General features: G+C 70.2%; 19 protein-coding genes. 10 read left to right on the forward strand and 9 right to left on the reverse strand.

Features of this window, described 5'->3' with window-relative positions; all coding sequences use genetic code 11:
• Nucleotides 1-3: 3 nt before the first annotated feature.
• Both rsgA and bcp read left to right on the forward strand, forming a co-directional pair.
• Entirely contained in the window at nucleotides 4-1,089 is a 1,086-nt protein-coding gene (gene rsgA / locus BUR99_RS15780) for a ribosome small subunit-dependent GTPase A (RefSeq protein ID WP_074261318.1), read from the forward strand.
• A gap of 79 nt (nucleotides 1,090-1,168) precedes the next feature.
• Nucleotides 1,169-1,645 carry a thioredoxin-dependent thiol peroxidase gene (bcp, locus tag BUR99_RS15785; protein WP_074261319.1) on the forward strand — a complete coding sequence of 159 codons (477 nt, stop codon included), beginning with the start codon at nucleotides 1,169-1,171 and terminating at the stop codon, nucleotides 1,643-1,645.
• 52 nt (nucleotides 1,646-1,697) lie between these two features.
• On the opposite strand, the gene BUR99_RS15790 is transcribed toward bcp, so the two are convergent.
• Entirely contained in the window at nucleotides 1,698-2,165 is a 468-nt protein-coding gene (locus BUR99_RS15790; RefSeq protein ID WP_074261320.1) for a hypothetical protein, read from the reverse strand.
• Between the two features lie 204 nt (nucleotides 2,166-2,369).
• Here BUR99_RS15790 and BUR99_RS15795 point away from each other — a divergent pair, with 204 nt between their 5' ends.
• A complete protein-coding gene (locus BUR99_RS15795) occupies nucleotides 2,370-2,618 on the forward strand; it encodes a WhiB family transcriptional regulator (protein ID WP_022893204.1) in 249 nt (82 codons plus the stop codon).
• Between the two features lie 201 nt (nucleotides 2,619-2,819).
• On the opposite strand, the gene BUR99_RS15800 is transcribed toward BUR99_RS15795, so the two are convergent.
• The 3 genes from BUR99_RS15800 to murI are packed head-to-tail and all read right to left on the reverse strand — an operon-like array spanning nucleotide 2,820 to nucleotide 5,052.
• Nucleotides 2,820-3,431 carry a non-canonical purine NTP pyrophosphatase gene (locus tag BUR99_RS15800; RefSeq protein WP_074261629.1) on the reverse strand — a complete coding sequence of 204 codons (612 nt, stop codon included), beginning with the start codon at nucleotides 3,429-3,431 and terminating at the stop codon, nucleotides 2,820-2,822.
• A gap of 5 nt (nucleotides 3,432-3,436) precedes the next feature.
• The gene (gene rph / locus BUR99_RS15805) at nucleotides 3,437-4,210 is read right to left on the reverse strand and encodes a ribonuclease PH (protein WP_074261321.1); all 774 of its coding nucleotides are present in this window, start codon (nucleotides 4,208-4,210) and stop codon (nucleotides 3,437-3,439) included.
• Nucleotides 4,207-5,052 carry a glutamate racemase gene (gene murI / locus BUR99_RS15810; RefSeq protein ID WP_074261630.1) on the reverse strand — a complete coding sequence of 282 codons (846 nt, stop codon included), beginning with the start codon at nucleotides 5,050-5,052 and terminating at the stop codon, nucleotides 4,207-4,209. Before murI ends, rph begins: the two co-directional genes overlap by 4 nt.
• Before the next feature lie 55 nt (nucleotides 5,053-5,107).
• On the opposite strand from murI, the gene BUR99_RS15815 reads away from it, so the two are divergent.
• Nucleotides 5,108-6,427 carry a nicotinate phosphoribosyltransferase gene (locus tag BUR99_RS15815; protein WP_074261322.1) on the forward strand — a complete coding sequence of 440 codons (1,320 nt, stop codon included), beginning with the start codon at nucleotides 5,108-5,110 and terminating at the stop codon, nucleotides 6,425-6,427.
• Nucleotides 6,428-6,433: 6 nt separating this feature from the next.
• Here BUR99_RS15815 and BUR99_RS15820 read toward each other — a convergent pair whose 3' ends face one another.
• From BUR99_RS15820 to BUR99_RS20700, 3 genes are read right to left on the reverse strand one after another with little or no spacing between them, the layout of a single operon-like run.
• Complete coding sequence (locus BUR99_RS15820) at nucleotides 6,434-6,721, reverse strand: DUF3039 domain-containing protein (protein ID WP_074261323.1); 288 nt, start codon at nucleotides 6,719-6,721, stop codon at nucleotides 6,434-6,436.
• A gap of 10 nt (nucleotides 6,722-6,731) precedes the next feature.
• Nucleotides 6,732-8,306 (reverse strand): hypothetical protein, encoded by a 1,575-nt coding sequence (locus tag BUR99_RS15825; protein WP_074261324.1) that lies wholly within the window; start codon nucleotides 8,304-8,306, stop codon nucleotides 6,732-6,734.
• Nucleotides 8,282-10,141 (reverse strand): ATP-binding cassette domain-containing protein, encoded by a 1,860-nt coding sequence (locus BUR99_RS20700; protein WP_394327847.1) that lies wholly within the window; start codon nucleotides 10,139-10,141, stop codon nucleotides 8,282-8,284. Before BUR99_RS20700 ends, BUR99_RS15825 begins: the two co-directional genes overlap by 25 nt.
• A gap of 288 nt (nucleotides 10,142-10,429) precedes the next feature.
• Between BUR99_RS20700 and BUR99_RS15840 the strand changes: the two genes are divergently transcribed.
• Nucleotides 10,430-11,089 carry a phosphocholine cytidylyltransferase family protein gene (locus BUR99_RS15840; protein ID WP_074261632.1) on the forward strand — a complete coding sequence of 220 codons (660 nt, stop codon included), beginning with the start codon at nucleotides 10,430-10,432 and terminating at the stop codon, nucleotides 11,087-11,089.
• A 109-nt stretch (nucleotides 11,090-11,198) separates the two neighbouring features.
• Here BUR99_RS15840 and BUR99_RS15845 read toward each other — a convergent pair whose 3' ends face one another.
• The gene (locus tag BUR99_RS15845) at nucleotides 11,199-11,747 is read right to left on the reverse strand and encodes an ECF transporter S component (protein ID WP_074261326.1); all 549 of its coding nucleotides are present in this window, start codon (nucleotides 11,745-11,747) and stop codon (nucleotides 11,199-11,201) included.
• 82 nt (nucleotides 11,748-11,829) lie between these two features.
• Here BUR99_RS15845 and BUR99_RS15850 point away from each other — a divergent pair, with 82 nt between their 5' ends.
• From BUR99_RS15850 to BUR99_RS15870, 5 genes are read left to right on the forward strand one after another with little or no spacing between them, the layout of a single operon-like run.
• Complete coding sequence (locus BUR99_RS15850) at nucleotides 11,830-12,642, forward strand: ABC transporter permease (RefSeq protein ID WP_074261327.1); 813 nt, start codon at nucleotides 11,830-11,832, stop codon at nucleotides 12,640-12,642.
• Nucleotides 12,642-13,406 carry an ABC transporter ATP-binding protein gene (locus BUR99_RS15855; protein WP_074261328.1) on the forward strand — a complete coding sequence of 255 codons (765 nt, stop codon included), beginning with the start codon at nucleotides 12,642-12,644 and terminating at the stop codon, nucleotides 13,404-13,406. The genes BUR99_RS15850 and BUR99_RS15855 overlap by 1 nt, the downstream gene beginning before the upstream one ends.
• 38 nt (nucleotides 13,407-13,444) lie before the next feature.
• The gene (locus tag BUR99_RS15860; RefSeq protein ID WP_074261329.1) at nucleotides 13,445-14,449 is read left to right on the forward strand and encodes a hypothetical protein; all 1,005 of its coding nucleotides are present in this window, start codon (nucleotides 13,445-13,447) and stop codon (nucleotides 14,447-14,449) included.
• Nucleotides 14,450-14,466: 17 nt separating this feature from the next.
• Complete coding sequence (locus tag BUR99_RS15865) at nucleotides 14,467-15,273, forward strand: alpha/beta fold hydrolase (protein WP_074261330.1); 807 nt, start codon at nucleotides 14,467-14,469, stop codon at nucleotides 15,271-15,273.
• The gene (locus tag BUR99_RS15870) at nucleotides 15,266-15,727 is read left to right on the forward strand and encodes a GbsR/MarR family transcriptional regulator (RefSeq protein ID WP_074261331.1); all 462 of its coding nucleotides are present in this window, start codon (nucleotides 15,266-15,268) and stop codon (nucleotides 15,725-15,727) included. Before BUR99_RS15865 ends, BUR99_RS15870 begins: the two co-directional genes overlap by 8 nt.
• A gap of 47 nt (nucleotides 15,728-15,774) precedes the next feature.
• Here the strand turns inward: BUR99_RS15870 and BUR99_RS15875 are convergent, their stop codons facing one another.
• Nucleotides 15,775-17,073, reverse strand: a complete 1,299-nt coding sequence (locus tag BUR99_RS15875; RefSeq protein ID WP_074261332.1) for a hypothetical protein — start codon at nucleotides 17,071-17,073, stop codon at nucleotides 15,775-15,777.
• Nucleotides 17,074-17,142: the final 69 nt, after the last annotated feature.

Here is a 17,142-nt window from a genome sequence, read left to right on the forward strand (position 1 = left end):
CGCATGACCTGGTGGAGCACCGACGACGAGGACGACGAGCCCGAGTTCGACGAGTCCGCCGTGCGGGTACGGCCGAGTCGCCGCGGCAGCCGGCCCCGCACCAAGCAGCGCCCCGAGCACGCCGATGCGGTCACCGGCATGGTGATCGGCGTCGACCGGGGTCGCTACAGCGTGCTGCTCGACGAGAACGGCCCCGACGAGCGCGTGATCACGGCCGCTCGAGCGAGCGAACTCCGCCGCAAGTCGGTCGTGACGGGCGATCACGTCGACCTCGTCGGCGACACGACCGGCGATCCCGGCACCCTCTCGCGCATCGTGCGGGTCGGCGAGCGCACGACCCTGCTGCGACGCAGTGCCGACGACACCGACGAGGTCGAGCGCGTCATCGTCGCCAATGCCGACCAGATGCTCATCGTCGTCGCCGCGGCGAACCCCGAACCGCGCATCCGCCTGCTCGATCGCTATCTCGTCGCGGCGTTCGACGCCGGCATCCGCCCGCTCCTCGTGATCACCAAGACGGATCTCGCCGATCCCGCCGAGTTCCTCCGCAACTTCGCAGGACTCGACCTGACGGTCTTCCTGAGCGGCGAGCACGAGATGCCGCTCGACGAGATCGCCCGCGTGCTCGTCGGCCACCGCACCGTGTTCGTCGGCCACTCGGGCGTCGGCAAGTCCACGCTCGTGAACGCCCTCGTGCCGAGCGCCAAGCGCGCCACCGGCCACGTCAACGTCGTCACCGGTCGTGGCCGCCACACCTCCTCGTCGACGGTATGGCTGCGCTTCGACGCCGCCGACCTGCCCGGCGCCGACGTGCCCGGCGCCGCGACGGGCACCGGCTGGGTCATCGACACGCCCGGCGTGCGCTCGTTCGGCCTCGGCCACGTCGACCGCGAGAACATCCTGCGGTCCTTCACCGATCTCGATCGCCTCGCCGAACGCTGCCCCCGCGGGTGCACGCACCTGCCCGACGCCCCCGACTGCGCCATCGTCGAGGCCGTCGAGGCCGGAGAGCTCGGCGAGACCGGTGCGGCCCGCCTCGAATCCCTGCAGCGCCTGCTGACGACCTTCGCGGGCGGCGGCCCGGTCTGACGCCGCCATGAGCCGGCGGTCCCCCGCCGCGGACGTCCCGCGGACCCGGGACCTCCGTCGACGTGCCTACCATGGAGGTATGACCGATGCACGACTCGCCCCCGGCGACCTCGCTCCAGATTTCACCCTGCTCGACCAGAACGGCGAACCGGTCACCCTCTCGGCCCTCCGGGGCTCGAAGGTGGTGCTCTACTTCTACCCCGAGGCGATGACCCCCGGCTGCACGACCGAGGCCTGCGACTTCCGCGACAACCTGAACTCGTTCGCGAGCGCGGGCATCCGCGTGCTCGGCGTCTCGAAGGACGACGTGGCCAAGCTCGCCGTGTTCGCCGCGCGCGACCGGTTGACGTACACGCTGCTCTCCGACGCCGACCTCGCCGTGCAGCAGGCGTACGGCGTCTGGGGCGAGAAGGCGCTCTACGGCAAGATCGTCGTCGGGTCCATCAGGTCCACCTTCGTGATCGGCGAAGACGGCAGCATCGAGCGCGCGTTCTACAACGTCAAGGCGACGGGCCACGTGGCCCGTCTGCGACGCGACCTCGGTCTCGACGGCTGAGCCGCCCTCGGCGCGAACTCCGACCCGCAGACCACGCCGCGCGCCGCGGGGGTCACGCCGCGGCGTGATCCTCGGGGCGAGTGTAGGCCAGACGCACCGGCGTCCACAGCAGCAGGCCGATGACGGTGATCGCGGGCACGAGGAGTGCCCACCCCACGTCGGGCCGGGCGAACAGGCCCTGGAAGGCGCCGACCGCGACCGACACCTGCAGGATCTGCCAGACGATGGCCGCTGCGCGCGACCACGGCGCCTGCCGGAGCGACCCGATGGCGACCGTCACGACCCAGATCGCGCCGATCGCGACGAGCACGAGCAGTGCGATCGCCGTGGCGTACGACGACGGTTCGAGCGAGAACAGGTCGATCACGAGCCAGATCACCAGGGCGACCATCGCCGCCGCTTCGAGCAGGAGCAGTACGCTCACGACGACGAGCGCGCCGCGCACACCCGATTCGGGGGTTTCGGGCCGCTCGGGCGAGTCGTCTCGCGCCTCGAGGGGGGCGTCATCGCGCCGATTCACAGGGTTATCCCATACACAGCTATTGATTCGATCTCTCCGCTATGCGACCATTTATGAGGCCGAATTGATGCTCACAGGGACGTGAGCCGATCAGTCACTGATCCTACTTCCCGAGATTCGGCTTTCCCCCTGCAGCAGCCGGTTTCGGCAAGCGCAATCGTGCGCGTCTGCAATCGAAGTACACCCCGCAAGGAGCATCCCCATATGGATTGGCGCGACAAGGCCGCCTGCCTCACCGCAGACCCGGAACTCTTCTTCCCGGTCGGCAACACCGGCCCCGCCGTCGACCAGATCGAGAAGGCGAAGACCGTGTGCGGTCGCTGCACCGTCACCGAGATCTGCCTGCAGTACGCCCTCGAGACCGGCCAGGACTCCGGCGTGTGGGGTGGCCTCAGCGAAGACGAGCGCCGCGCCCTCAAGCGCCGCGCCGCCCGCGCCCGCCGCGCCTCCTAGCGACTCGGCGGCCGGTCGACCCGGCCGCCGATCTCCGCTCACCGCTTCGCACGGCTGACGGCCCCGCCCGCACGCCGCTGACCCGGCGACCCCGAGTCCCGGCGACCCCGAGTCCCGGCGACCCCGATCGCACCGGAATCCCGGCGCGACGTGGTCCGGCGACCGGGACCGGGTGCTCCTGCGGCTCGGCGACCCCGCGGCTCACCGAGCCGCGATGATCCGCTCGAGTTCGGGGATGAGTGCTGCGAAGGCACGGGCCCGATGGCTGTGCGTGTTCTTCACCTCGGGCGCGAGCGCCGCCGCGGCGACCTCGAAGCCCTCGGGCACGAAGATCGGGTCGTATCCGAATCCGTGCGCCCCCGACTCCTCGAGCGCGATGCGCCCGGGCCAGAGCCCGACGGCCGCGTACTCGTGCGGCCCGCCGGCCGCCTCGGGCACGACGAGCGCGATGGTGCAGTGGAAGTGGCCGGTGCGATTCGGGTCGCGGATGTCGCTGAGCTGGGCGAGCAGCAGGTCGAGGTTGGCCTGCGCACCGCGGCCCGGCCCCGCCCAGCGAGCCGAGAAGATGCCGGGCGAGCCTCCCATGACGTCGACCGCGATGCCCGAGTCGTCGGCGAGGGCGATGCGCCCGGTGTGCGCTGCCGCGGCACGCGCCTTGATGAAGGCGTTGGCCTCGAACGAGGTGCCGTCCTCGACCGGCTCGGGCCCGTCGTAGGCGAGCACCGTGAGCCCCGGCATCCGCTCGCCCAGGATCTTCTGGAACTCGTCGACCTTGTGCTGATTGTGCGTGGCGAGCACGACCTCGAGGCTCATCGGCGTCACTCCCCCGCTGCGGCGACGGCCTCGGCGAGCACGCGCTGCTGGATGCGAGTGAGCTCACTCGTGCCCGCGAGGGCGAGGTCGAGCAGCGAGTCGAGCTCGCGGCGGTCGAAGGGCGCGCCCTCGGCGGTGCCCTGCACCTCGACGAACAGGCCGCGGCCGGTGGCCACGACGTTCATGTCGGTCTCTGCGCGCACGTCTTCGACGTACGCGAGGTCGAGCATCGGCGTGCCGTCGATGATGCCGACCGACACGGCCGAGACGGTGTCGATGAGCGGCTGGGCGCGCTGCCCGACGAACTTCTTGTCGCGGGCCCACTCGATCGCATCTGCGAGCGCCACGAACGCGCCCGTGATCGCGGCCGTGCGGGTGCCGCCGTCGGCCTGCAGCACGTCGCAGTCGATCTGGATGGTGTTCTCTCCGAGACCCTTCATGTCGACGACGGCGCGCAGGCTCCGGCCGATGAGGCGGCTGATCTCGTGGGTGCGGCCGCCGATGCGGCCCTTGACGGCCTCGCGGTCGTTGCGGGTGTTCGTGGCGCGGGGCAGCATCGAGTACTCGGCCGTGACCCACCCCTTGCCCTTGCCGTTCATCCAGCGGGGCACGCCGTTCGTGAACGACGCCGTGCAGAGCACCTTGGTCTTGCCGAACGAGATGAGGGCACTGCCCTCTGCGTGCTCGCTCCAGCCGCGCTCGATGGTCACCTCGCGCAACTGGTCGGCGGTGCGTCCGTCTGCGCGGATGATGGTGGTGGGCTCGGATGCCTCGGTCATGCGTTCTCCTGTCGAAGCCGTACGTGGTCTGGGATCGTGACGGCACCGGTCTCCACGAGCTCGACGCTCGGGATCTCGGGGCCGATGAGGCGGTGGGCGAGGTCGAGGAACGCGCTCGTGGAGTGGCCGGTGGCCTCGTAGCGGTAGCTCGGCGGGGTCGCGGCGCGGCGCTCGGTGCCGGTGCCGACGAGCACTCGGTAGACGTCGTTCGCCGTCTCGACGTCGCTCGAGACGAGCGAGACCTCCTCGCCCATGACGTAGGAGATCGCGCCCTTCAGGAACGGGTAGTGCGTGCAGCCGAGCACGAGGGTGTCGATGCGGGCCCGCTTCAGCGGCGCGAGGTACTCCTCGGTGATCGCGAGCAGCTCGTCGCCGGTCGTCACGCCCGCCTCGACGAACTCGACGAACCTCGGGCAGGCACGGGAGAAGAGCTCGAGGTGCGGCGCCGCGGCGAACGCGTCGTCGTAGGCCCGCGAGCCGATCGTGCCCGCAGTGCCGATGACGCCCACCCGACCGGTCTTCGTGGCCGCGACGGCGCGGCGCACCGCCGGCTGGATCACTTCGACGACCGGCACGTCGTAGCGCTCGCGGGCGTCGCGCAGCATCGCGGCGGAGGCCGTGTTGCAGGCGATCACGAGCATCTTGACGCCCTGCGCCACGAGGTCGTCGAGCACGGCGAGGGCGTAGCCGCGCACGTCGGCGATCTTCTTCGGCCCGTAGGGCGAGTGCTCGAGGTCGCCGATGTAGAGGATCGATTCGTTGGGCAGCTGGTCTTTCACGGCCCGGGCGACGGTGAGCCCGCCGACCCCGGAGTCGAAGATCCCGATCGGTGCATCCGTCACGACATGCAAGCGTAGCGCTCCCCGCTGAACGCGCCCTCCTCGATAGGCTGTGCGGGTGACCGGCTCCGCAGCGCTCTTCACCGACCGATACGAACTGACGATGGTCGATGCCGCGTTGCTCGACGGCACCGCCCATCGCGAGAGCCTGTTCGAGGCCTTCGCGAGACGCCTGCCCGATGGGCGACGGTACGGCATCGTCGCGGGCACCGGCCGCCTGCTCGAGCTGATCCAGCGGTTCCGCTTCGACGAGGCGGAGCTCGAGTGGCTGCGCGAGCACGAGGTCGTGCGGCCCGCCACCCTCGACTGGCTCGCCGACTACCGGTTCACGGGCGACATCTGGGGCTATCGCGAGGGCGAGGCGTACTTCCCGGGCTCGCCGCTGCTCACGATCCAGGCGACGTTCGCCGAGGCCGTGATGCTCGAGACCGTGGTGCTCTCGACCCTCAACTACGACTCCTCGGTCGCGAGCGCCGCCGCCCGCATGGTGTCGGTCGCCCTCGGTCGCCCGATCGCCGAGATGGGCTCCCGGCGCACGAGCGAGCGTGCGGCCGTCGCCGCGGCGCGTGCGGCGTACATCGCCGGCTTCGACGCCACCTCGAACCTCGAGGCCGGGCGCACCTGGGGCATCCCCACCATGGGCACGGCCGCGCACGCCTTCACGCTGCTCCACGACACCGAGGAAGCGGCATTCCGCGCCCAGGTCGAGGCGTTCGGCCCGAAGACGACACTGCTCGTCGACACCTACGACATCACGAAGGGCGTCGAGCTCGCCGTGAAGGTCGCCGGCCCCGAGCTCGGCGCCGTTCGCATCGACTCGGGCGACCTGCCGACCGTCGTCGCCGCCGTGCGCGAGCAGCTCGACACCCTCGGCGCCGTCGACACCCGCATCACCGTCACGAGCGACCTCGACGAGTTCACGATCGCCGGCCTCTCTGGCGCGCCGGTCGACGCCTACGGCGTCGGCACCGCCGTCGTGACCGGCTCGGGCTTCCCGGCCGCCGGCATGGTGTTCAAGCTCGTCGCACGCCGTGACGACGCCGGCGACTGGGTGTCGGTCGCGAAGGCGTCGACGCAGAAGGCGAGCGTCGGCGGCCGCAAGAACGCCGCACGGCGCCTCGATTCGACCCGTACCGCCCGCGAAGAGCTCGTCTTCGTCGGAGACGGCCCCGACGGCGAGGCCGAGTACGAGGCCGACAGCCAGTTGCGCCCGCTCATGGTGCAGCTGATGACCGACGGCGAAGCCGACCCGGCGTTCCTCGGCGCGGCCGGCACCGAGGCAGCACGAGCCCACCGCTCCACGGTCATGCAGGAACTGCCGGTGGAGGCGTTCCGGCTGGGCCGCGGCGAACCGGTGATCTCGACGACGTACCGCTGAGGGCGGCTACTCCGCCTTCATCTTCTCGTAGATCGCCTTGCAGGTCGGGCAGACGGGGAACTTCTCGGGGTCGCGCCCCGGGGTCCACTTCTTGCCGCACAGCGCCTTCACGGGCTTGCCGGTGAGGGCCGACTGCAGGATCTTGTCTTTCTGCACGTAGTGCGAGAAGCGCTCGTGGTCGCCGGGCTCGATGGCCTCTTCGTTCAGGAGCTTCTCGAGCTCGCGGTCGAGAACGTCGGTACCGCCGCCTGGGGAACCGGGGTCGGCGATGCTCGCGCGCACGGAGGAGATCATGCGATCGATTCTACGCGCGGATCGCGGCACCGAGGATCTCGGGCCCGCGGCGGTCGAACACCCGGCCGCCCGCCATCACGCCGATCGCGAGCACGGCGAGGCCGAGGGCGACCCCCGAGGCGAGGGATGCCGCGTGCCACGCCGGGTCTTCGAAGATGCCGAGCGCCGCGAACGTCACCGCGGGCAGTGCGACGAGCAGCGAACCGAGCATCGTGATCGACTGCACGAGCGCCGTGATCGTTCCGGTGGCCTGCGGCTGCTGGAACGGGCTGTCGCCGGGCTTGACCGCCGGGTAGGGGAACCGTGCCGACGTGATCGACCCGACGCCGAGGCCTCCGAGGAGGAGCGCCGTGCTCACGCCGAGCAGGGATGGCAGCAGCCGCCAGTCGTTCAGCACGAAGACCGTGACCGCGCTGCCGAGGCCGATGACGAGCACGCCCGCGATCAGCACGGGCACGAGGCGGCCGATGCGGTCGGAGATCCCGCGCACCCCGGAGACCACGTGCAGCCAGATGGCCGTCGAGTCGTAGGCGGTGTCGTTGTGCAGGCTCCAGCCGAGGAACAGGCACATGAGGGGCACCGGGATGAGCCAGAGGTACTCGGTCGGCACGCCGGCGAGGCTGAGGGGCACCATGACGATGACCGGCACGATCGGCACCATGATGAGCGAGACCCAGTAGCGGGCGTCGCGGAACCAGTAGGTGAAGCTGCGCGCGGCGACGGCACCGGCGGCGCCCTGCGGCAGCCGGTCGAACCAGCCGAGTCCGCGGTAGCTCTTGGCGGACGCCTCGCGGCCAGGTGTCACGAGCATCTTGGCCACGAGGGCCTGCCAGCCGAACCAGATGAGCACGAGCGTCGCGCCGGCGATGAGCAGCTTCACGATCGCGGCGCCCCACTGACCGGCGGCGGCGTCGCCGGGCACGGCGAAGACCGCGCCGAACGGGGTCCACGAGAGCACGGCGGCGATCGACTCCATGACCGAGACGCCCGAGTTCTCCCAGTCGACCGAGACGAGCACGACGATGATCGGCGACGCCATGACGATCAGGAGCAGGCCGAGCACGCCGCTGAGCTCGCGCGCCCGCCGGGTGGCGAGCAGCAGCGAGGCGAAGCCGGTCGAGACTCGGGCGAGCAGCAGGCAGGTTGCGAAGGCGATCGCCGCGGCGATGATCGCCAGCAGGGTCTCGCCGACGCCGCGCGACCACGTGACGACGGTGCCGAGCAGCACGAGCGCGAGCACGAGGGCGGGCACGCCGACGACGGCGGCGACGGCGAGCCCGATCGCGAGCGAGCGGTCGGGCAGTCCGAAGAGCGCGAAGCGCCGCGGGTCCATCGTGTCGTCGACGCCGAAGATCAGCGGAACGACGATGAATCCGAGCACGGTGAGCGACCCTGCGACGACGAATGCGCTGCGGATGATCTCGACGTCATCGCTGAAGCGCAGCCCCACGAGCCCCGCGAACAGCAGTGCGGCAAGTCCCAGCCCGTAGATCAGCCCGATGACGATGCCGACGACCTGCCAGGTGCTGCGCCGGAAGATGTTGCCGAGCAGTCGCAGTTTCAGTCGGAGAAACTGTGCAACCATTCCATGCCTTCCGCAGCCTTGCGTCCGCCGGCGAGCTCGACGAATCGGTCTTCGAGGGTCTGGCCGGCACGCACCTCGTCGAGCGTGCCCGCTGCGAGCACGCGCCCGGCCACGACGATCGCCGCCGAGTCGCAGACGCGCTCGATGAGGTCCATGCCGTGGCTCGAGAGCACGACCGTGCCGCCGCCCGCGACGTAGCGCTCGAGGATCTCGGTGAGGTTCGCGGCGGAGACGGGGTCGACGGACTCGAACGGCTCGTCGAGCACGAGGAGCCGCGGCGAGTGGATCATGGCGCACGCGAGCGCGATCTTCTTCGTCATGCCCGCGGAGTAGTCGGCGACGAGGCGGTCGACGGCGTCGTCGAGGCCGAACGCCGCGATCAGATCGGCGCTGCGCTCGCGCACCGTGCGACTGTCGAGGCCGCGGAGCTCGCCCGAGTAGTAGAGCAGCTGCGCGCCGGTCAACCGGTCGAAGAGCCGCAACCGGTCGGGCAGCACGCCGGTGGCGCGCTTGGCCGCCTGCGGTTGCGCCCAGGCGTCGATGTCGTGGATGCGAACGGTGCCCGCATCGGGGCGGAGGAGACCGGTGACCATCGAGAGCGTCGTCGTCTTGCCTGCGCCGTTCGGACCGACGATGCCGAAGAACGAGCCGGCGCGCACGTCGAGGCTGATGCCGTCGACGGCGGTGTTCTCGCCGAACTTCTTCACGAGTCCCTCGATCGCGAGCACCTTCGGCGCGGAGGCCGGCGGTGCCGTGCGCGCTGGGCGCAGCGAACGCTTCTTGCGGGCAGCGGACTTCTTGACGGGCTGGATCACGGCAACGGCCTGGGCCGCGCTGCCGGATGCCGTGGTTCCGCTCGCCTCGGCGACGACCGGCGGGGCCTCGACCGGCGTCTCGGCGACGACCGGCGGGGCCTCGACCGGCGCCTCGGCGACGACCGGCGCTTCAGGGACGACCGGCGCCTCGTCCGCGACCGGCTTCTCAGCGACGGCCGGCTTCTCAGCGACGGCCGGCGTCTCAGCGACGGCTGGCTTCTCAGCGACGACGGATGCCTCGGCGGCACCGGCGGCCGCCATCGTGACTGCCGCGGCTGCGGCGGCGGGGCGTCTCGGCGCGCGTTCGACGGTCTCCTCGTCGATCTCGGAGCGGATCGCGGGGGTCTCGGGCACCATGGGCGGCTCGGACACCGTCGCGGCGGCGGTGTCGGGAGACTTGCGGGTGGGCCGCTCGGCCGCGGTGGTCTCGGTGGTGAGCGCCGCAGCGACCTGCTGGCGTCGCCGCGACGCCGCCGTGGCGACCGCCTCGCTGCGACGGCTCGCGCCGCCCGACGTGGTGTCGGCCGCGGATGCGCGCGGCGTCCTCGTGGTCTTCGCCGCCTCACCGCGGGTCGCGGCGGCCTTGGCCGAGGCTGTGCGCGATGCCGCCGTCCGCTTGGAGGCCGACCCGCTCTCGGTCGGCGAGGCCGTTTCGGACTCGGCGGAGTCCGCCGCCTGCTTCTTCGCAGCCGCCGTCTTCGCCGCCGTCGTCTTCGCAGCGGCCGTCTTCGCCGCCGTGGTCTTCGCGGCCGTCGTCTTCGCGGCCGTGGTCTTCGCCGCCGTCGTCTTCGCGGCCGTCGTCTTCGCGGCCGTCGTCTTCGCGGCCGTCGTCTTGGCAGCCGTCGTCTTCGCGGCGGTCGACTTCGTCGCCCCAGACGTCGTCTTCGGGGCGGTCGAGCGCGCTGGGCGCTTCGTCGTCGCCGCCGAACGCGCCGGCTGGGACTGCGTCGCTTCGGTCGCCCCCGCGCCGGTGCCTTCGGCAGTTTCGTCGTCGTGTTCGGAGCGCGAAACGGAAGTCACCCAGACAACCTATCAACCAGCGCCGCCGTTGGAAGGCTTGTCGCGCGGCGAATGCAAGAGGAGACTGGGTATCGGCTGAGCGTCGTATCACGATCCCACTACGACCTTGCCCCCCGGATGGTGGGCAGCGGGCACCCCCGTTATCCTGATTCACGGCATAACGGCGTGTCCATATGTGAACTTCCGGGTGAAATCCGGGCGAACCCTCGGCGACGAGGGCGGGCGCTCGGGGGCATCCGACCCACCGAAGGAGATGCAGTGACCCAGATCGTGATTCTCGCGGCCGGCATGGGGAGCCGGCTCGGGCGATCCCTCCCCAAGCCCCTCACCGAGCTCAGCGACGGCCGCACCATCATGCGCCAGCAGTTCGACAACATCGAGCACGCGTTCGGCGGCAACGCCAACGTGACGATCGTCGTCGGCTACAAGCTCGAGCACATCATCGAGGCGTTCCCGCAGGCGTCGTTCGTCTACAACGAGGAGTACGACCAGACGAACACCTCGAAGAGCCTCATGCGCGCCCTCTCGGCGTCGCAGCCCGGCGGCGTGCTGTGGATGAACGGCGACGTCGTCTTCGACCCGAGCATCCTCGACCGCGCGCTGCCCTACATCGCGCGCGACCAGTCCTTCGTCACGGTCAACACCTCGAAGGTGTCCGACGAAGAGGTGAAGTACACGACGAGCGCCGAGGGCTACATCAAGGAGCTCTCCAAGACCGTCAGGGGCGGACTCGGCGAGGCCGTCGGCATCAACTACATCTCGAGCCGCGACAAGGCGACGTTCCTCGCGCAGCTGCAGCGCGTGGGCGACCAGGACTACTTCGAGCGCGGCCTCGAGCTCGCGATCGAGCAGAACGGCATCCTCGTCGAACCGATGGACATCTCCGACCTCTACGCGGTCGAGATCGACTTCGCCGAAGACCTGGAGCGCGCCAACCACTTCGTGTGACCTGCACCACAGCAGCACGGCGCTGAACAGAAGAGCGGATGCCTCAGGCATCCGCTCTTCTTCGTCTCCGGCCGCTCGGGCCGCGCCGACCCGGGCCGGCGTCTCGGGTTCAGCGCCCCGTCGTGAGGGTGCGCGCCACGCCCGCACGCGCCAGCGACGCGGCGATCACCCGGCCGAGCCAGGTGAACGCGATGGGGCTGAGCGCGAACATCGCGAGGTAGAGGACCCAGAACCACGGCGCGTAGTGCTCGGGTCCGAGGGCGATGAAGGTGCCCGCGGCGAGGATCAGACCGGATGCCCCTGCGGCGACGTAGTACAGCCACGGCGACCAGTTCTTGTATCGCGTGATGAAGAAGGGCAGCTCGAGCAGTGCGCCGACCAGGAGTCCGGTGCCGAGGAAGCGCAGGATCCAGTGCGGGGCGAACGCCGCACCGACGAGGCCGGCGATGAATCCGGTGAGGATGCCGACGCCCGGGCGCTTCAGCAGCGCGAGCGCCACGGCGCTCGGCAGGAAGTGCGAACCGATCGTGATGCCGTACAGCATCGGGGCGATGCCGGCGATGAGTCCGGCGGCGTAGCCCGCCCCGGCTGCGAACAGGCCGCCGCCCACGCCGATCGCGGCGCAGCTGAGGATCACGCGGGTGCTGGTGCGGTGCACGAGGCTCCTTCCGACTGGGCTCGGCACTTGCCACCCGTCGAGTACAAATCTACCCCGGTGCGCCATCTACGATGAGAGCGTGATGAGCACGGTGTCGAGAGCATACGGTGATGCCCATCCGCTGCAGCGGACGCCGTGGGCCAGATACCGTCATTCGCTCTGGCTCCTGACGACGCGCGACCTGAAGGTGCGCTACTCGACCTCTGCTCTCGGCTACGTGTGGTCGGTGCTCGACCCGCTCGTGATGGCGGGCATCTACTGGTTCGTCTTCACCCAGGTCTTCGAGCGCCCGGTCGGCACCGATCCCTACATCGTCTTCCTCCTGTCGGCGCTGCTCCCGTGGATGTGGTTCAACGGATCGGTGTCGGACTCGACGCGCGCGTTCCTGAAGGACGCGAAGCTCGTGCGCTCGACGATGATCCCGCGCACGATCTGGGTCAACCGCATCGTGCTGTCGAAGGGCATCGAGTTCCTGCTCGCACTGCCCGTGCTCGCGCTGTTCGTCGTGCTCTTCCAGGCGCCCGTGCACTGGGAGCTCGCGCTCTTCCCGCTCGCCATCGTGCTCCAGGCGATCCTCACGGCCGGCGTCGCCCTGATCGTCGCACCGCTCGTCGTCTTCTTCCGCGACCTCGAACGGGCGGTCAAGCTCGCGCTGCGCTTCCTGTTCTACGCCTCCCCCATCATCTACGGCGTCACCGACCTGCCCTCGCAATTGCACTTCTGGGCGGCGTTCAATCCGCTGTCGGGCATCTTCGGCATCTACCGCGCCGGATTCTTCCCCGAGGAGCTCGACTGGTTCAACGTCGCGATCTCCGCCCTCATGTCGCTCGCGATCCTCGCGGTCGGACTGTGGGTGTTCCGCTCCTCCGAGCGCCAGGTGCTGAAGGAGATCTGATGACCGATGCCACGACCGCCGTCTCCTCGGCACCCTTCGCCATTCGCACCACCGGGCTCGGCATCCGCTTCCGCCGTAATCGCCGCGGTCGCCGCTCGTTCAAGGACCTGCTGGCCGGTCGCCGTCGCCGCACGCGTCCCGGCGAGTTCTGGGCGCTGCGAGACGTGTCGATCGAGGTGCGCCCCGGCGAGGCGATCGGCGTGGTCGGCCGCAACGGCCAGGGCAAGTCGACGCTGCTGAAACTCGTCGCGGGCGTCATGATCGCCGACGAGGGCACGGTCGAGATCACGGGCGGCGTCGCCCCGCTCATCGAGATCACCGGCGGCTTCGTCGACGACCTCACCGTTCGCGACAACGTCTACCTGACCGCCGGCCTGCACGGCATGACGAACGCGCAGATCGATGCGAAGTTCGACGAGATCATCGAGTTCGCCGACATCGGCGACTTCCTCGACACGCCCTACAAGCACCTCTCGAGCGGCATGAAGGTGCGCATCGCCTTCGCGGTGATCTCGCAGCTCGAGGAGCCGATCATGCTCGTCGACGAGGTGCTCGCCGTGGGCGACAAGGCGTTCCGCGAGAAGTGCTACCGGCGCATCGACGAGTTGCTCGCCGGTGGCCGCACGCTGTTCTTCGTCTCGCACAACGAGCGGGACCTCCGCCGGTTCTGCACACGCGGGCTCTACCTCGACAAGGGGTCGCTCGTGCTCGACGGCCCGATCGACGCCGTGCTCGCCCGCTACAACGCCGAGCACGGCGCGTAGCGCATTCGCACGGGTCGATCTCGTATGATCGACCCACCATGGCAGACCGTGTGCACACCATCACCTCGATGGGCTCGGGAGCGCCGCGAGAGGGCGACCCCGGATCCGACCGCGCCGGGAGCACCGCATACTCGGGCTTCGCCGCCGACGAGGGTCGCGCCCACGGCATGGAGCGCGGCATCGACCGCGTGCTGGCGATCCAGCGGCCGATCGTGGTCGCCCATCTCCGCAGCATCCGTCGCCGTTCACCCGGTGCGAGCCCCGAGCAGATCGTGCGCATCCTCGAGCGCCGCTACCTCGCCGCCGTCACGACCGGCGGCGCGGCCGTCGGGGCGACCGCGGTCATCCCCGGAATCGGCACGGGCGTGACGCTCGCACTGTCGGGCGTCGAGACGGCGGGCTTCCTCGAGGCGACCGCCCTGTTCGCCCAATCGGTCGCCGAGGTGCACGGCATCGCCGTCGACAACCCCGACCGTGCGCGCGCCCTCGTGATGACCCTCATGCTCGGCAACGAAGGTGTCGACCTCGTGCGACAGTTCGCCGGACAGGCCTCGGGCTCTGGTGCCGCACGGAACGTCTACTGGGGCGAACTCATCACGAACACCATGCCGAAGGCGGTCATGGGGCCCGTCGTCGACAAGCTCCGCAACGTCTTCATCAAGCAGTTCGCCGTGCGCGGCGGCGCCGGCATCATCGGCAAGGCGATCCCGTTCGGCATCGGCGCCGCGATCGGCGGCATCGGCAACAGCGTGCTCGGCCGCCGGGTGCTGAAGCAGTCGCGCCTCGCGTTCGGACAGCCGCCCGCGACGCTGCCGCTCGACCTCGAGCCGCGCGAGGGCGACTCCATGCTGAGCTCGGCCGCGTCGCGGCTGTCGCGCGCCGGCACCGCCGTCGGTGGCGTGGTGCTCTCCGCAGGCCGCGGCATCCAGTCGGCCGGGCACGCTGCAGGGCGAGCCGCACGAGGCGCGATCACTCGGCGCTCTGATGACGGCGCGGCCAAGGAGACCGCCGATGACGCGGGAGAGTCGCCCGACACTCTGTAGTTCGATATATTCAGAAAATGCTGAATCTGGATCGCACGCTCGACCGTCCGGGTGCGACGCTCCGCTTCACGGTGCTCGACGGTCACCGGCGAACGGTGGTGCTCGTCCATGGCGCGGGCATGGATCACTCCATGTTCGCTGCGCAGGCGCTCGCCCTCCATGAGACCGGCCATTCGATCGTCGTCTTCGACCAGCGCGGCCACGGTGTCTCGCACCTCGAACCCGGAAGGCACTTCACCGGCCCGGCCGCCCTCGACGACCTCGCGGCGCTCCTCGACCATCTCGCCCTCGACCGTCCCGCCCTCGTGGGGCACTCGCTCGGCGGCAACGTCGCGCAGGCGCTCGTGCGCCGAGATCCGGCCCGGGCCGGGGCGCTCATCGCGATCGACTCGACCTGGAACACCGGACCGCTCTCCCGCGGCGAACGGGCCGCGCTCCATCTCGCCGCTCCTGCGTTGTCGCTCATTCCCGCGTCGCGGCTGCCCGGCATGCTCGCTCGCGCTTCGGCGGTCACCCCCCGCGCGATCGCGCTGACGGAGGCGGTGTTCGCGCGAATGCCGAAGCGCGCGTTCCTCGATGTGTGGCGCGCGACGGTGTCGTTCGTCGAACCCGATGCCGGCTACCGGGTTCCCATCCCCCTCGGCCTCATCCGCGGCGAGCTGGATCGCACCGGCAACATCGCGACGGCGATGCCCGCGTGGGCAGGGGCGGAGGGCATCCGCGAACGAGTGGTCGCGGGCGCCGGCCACGTGGTGACCCTCGATGCGCCCGAAGCCACGACGACGGCCCTCCACGAGCTGCTCGCATCGGTGCCCCATGCCTGAGCGCGACGAGCGTGCCGAGTTCATCGAGTCGGTCGGCGACGCCATCGCGTCGTGGCACCTCTCCCGAGCCACCGGGCGGGTGTACGGGTTCCTGCTGCTCAGGACCGAACCGGAGACCCTCGACACCATCGGGGCGGAGCTGAACCTCAGCAGCGGCGGCGTCAGCACCGCGGTCCGAGAGCTCGTGTCGTGGGGACTCGCGCGAACGATTCCCCAGCCCGGCAGCCGCCGCCTCCGCGTGGAGGCCGTCGGCGGTTTCGAGCAGCTGCTCGCCGCGAGTCACGAACGCACGCGAACCTTCATCCGCACGCTGCACTCCGGAGCGGCGCTGACCGATGGCGCACGTGCTCGCGAACGCCTGCGGGCCGTCGTCGGCCTCTTCGAGGGCTACGTCGACGCGGGTGACCAGATGCTGCGACGGCATCACGTCGAGGACGGCGATTCGCGGCGCTGACCCCGCATGGGGTGCCATCCCCCATCGCCCATCGCCCGGCGGGGCGGCTAGGCCTCGAGCTCCTCGTCGTCCTGCTCGCCGGCGCGCACGTCGCGCTCGTCGATGTCGCCGTCTGCGGCGTGCAGGGCGGCGAACCGCTCCCACTCGGCCATGAGGTGGTCGACCGCCGCGTGGAACCGCGCCGTGGTGACGCCCGGCGTCGGGTCGCCGAAATAGCGTTCAACCCATACGCCGAGCCGCTCGAGCGCCGCCTCGTCGTGCGCGACGTCGTCGACACGCGCGACCATCGCCGCGGAATCGGTCACGTCGAGCCATTCGCACGCCTGCAGGTACCCCGAGGTGTCGATCTGCGCCTCGGGGTTCGCCGGTCGGGTGATCAGGAGCGGCTTGCCCGCCGCCAGTCGGTCGTAGACCATCGCGGAGATGTCGACGACCGCGACATCGGCAGCTGCGAGCTGCCAGCCGAGCTTCGCGCCGTCGTCGTAGATGTGCTGTGCGGTCGGATCGGCAGCGTTCGCCGCCTCGATCGCCGCGATGATCGCGCGATTCGCGGCGCCGTACTCGTGATCGACGACACCCGATCTCGGATGCGGCCGGTAGATGACCCGGTGCCGACCGGTGGCGAGCAGACCCTGCACGAGGGGGACGCCGTGCGTCGCGATGGACCCGTATGCGGCCGCGCCGCGATCGCCCTCCCAGGTGGGCGCGTAGAGCACGACCTCGCGGTCGTCTGGCGTGTACGGCATGGCCGCGCCGTCGAGGTAGTGATCGGCCTGCGGGCGACCGATCGGGATGGCGCGCTTCTCGAAGTCGTAGTCCCAGAGCACCTTCTCGAGCCGCGCCCGGGCAGCGTCGCCCGCGATCAGCGAGTAGTCGTAGGCCTTGAACTGGTTCGTCGTCATGTACATCTTGTCGGACTCGCCGTGGTTGATGAACACGTGCCAGCGGCGGCCGTACCGCATCATCTGGAAGTTCTTGGCGTTCTGGTTGACGTAGAAGACGACGTGCAGGTCCTGCTCGGCGATCACCCGCTCGAGGTCGGCGACGCGGCGCACGTACGCGACGGGCACCGGCGACTCGTCGAGCAGCGTCAGGGCCGCACCGGAGGCGCGGCTCAGGATCAGCACGGGGTGCCGTTCGGCCAGTTCTGCGAGCGGGGCGTACCACTGACGCAGCTGGTAGAGGTTGACCTTGCCGTCGGCGAAGTACACGCCGACTCGAAAGCGGTGCGGCGGCAGCGGTTCCTGTTCGGCGAGCTTCACGCCGAGCGAGCGCTGCGCCCGTCTGGACCACATGATGTCCTTGGCCAGCTTGACGGCGCGTCTCGCGTCTTTCCTCAATCCCACTTTCCAAGGGTAGCGAGGTCGAGCTGAGCGGATGCCCCGTTGCCGGCGCCGCGGCGGCACTGAGAGCCG

This window comes from Agromyces cerinus subsp. cerinus, from assembly GCF_900142065.1.
GTDB classification, from domain to species: Bacteria; Actinomycetota; Actinomycetes; order Actinomycetales; family Microbacteriaceae; genus Agromyces; species Agromyces cerinus.

Coding starts and splice junctions, on each gene's coding strand:
- rsgA (WP_074261318.1), top strand. CDS start 4: ATGACCTGGTGGAGCACCGACGACGAGGACGACGAGCCCGAGTTCGAC.
- bcp (WP_074261319.1), top strand. CDS start 1,169: ATGACCGATGCACGACTCGCCCCCGGCGACCTCGCTCCAGATTTCACC.
- BUR99_RS15795 (WP_022893204.1), top strand. CDS start 2,370: ATGGATTGGCGCGACAAGGCCGCCTGCCTCACCGCAGACCCGGAACTC.
- BUR99_RS15800 (WP_074261629.1), bottom strand. CDS start 3,431: ATGAGCCTCGAGGTCGTGCTCGCCACGCACAATCAGCACAAGGTCGAC.
- rph (WP_074261321.1), bottom strand. CDS start 4,210: ATGACCGAGGCATCCGAGCCCACCACCATCATCCGCGCAGACGGACGC.
- BUR99_RS15820 (WP_074261323.1), bottom strand. CDS start 6,721: ATGATCTCCTCCGTGCGCGCGAGCATCGCCGACCCCGGTTCCCCAGGC.
- BUR99_RS15825 (WP_074261324.1), bottom strand. CDS start 8,306: ATGGTTGCACAGTTTCTCCGACTGAAACTGCGACTGCTCGGCAACATC.
- BUR99_RS15840 (WP_074261632.1), top strand. CDS start 10,430: ATGGGGAGCCGGCTCGGGCGATCCCTCCCCAAGCCCCTCACCGAGCTC.
- BUR99_RS15850 (WP_074261327.1), top strand. CDS start 11,830: ATGAGCACGGTGTCGAGAGCATACGGTGATGCCCATCCGCTGCAGCGG.
- BUR99_RS15855 (WP_074261328.1), top strand. CDS start 12,642: ATGACCGATGCCACGACCGCCGTCTCCTCGGCACCCTTCGCCATTCGC.
- BUR99_RS15860 (WP_074261329.1), top strand. CDS start 13,445: ATGGCAGACCGTGTGCACACCATCACCTCGATGGGCTCGGGAGCGCCG.
- BUR99_RS15865 (WP_074261330.1), top strand. CDS start 14,467: ATGCTGAATCTGGATCGCACGCTCGACCGTCCGGGTGCGACGCTCCGC.
- BUR99_RS15870 (WP_074261331.1), top strand. CDS start 15,266: ATGCCTGAGCGCGACGAGCGTGCCGAGTTCATCGAGTCGGTCGGCGAC.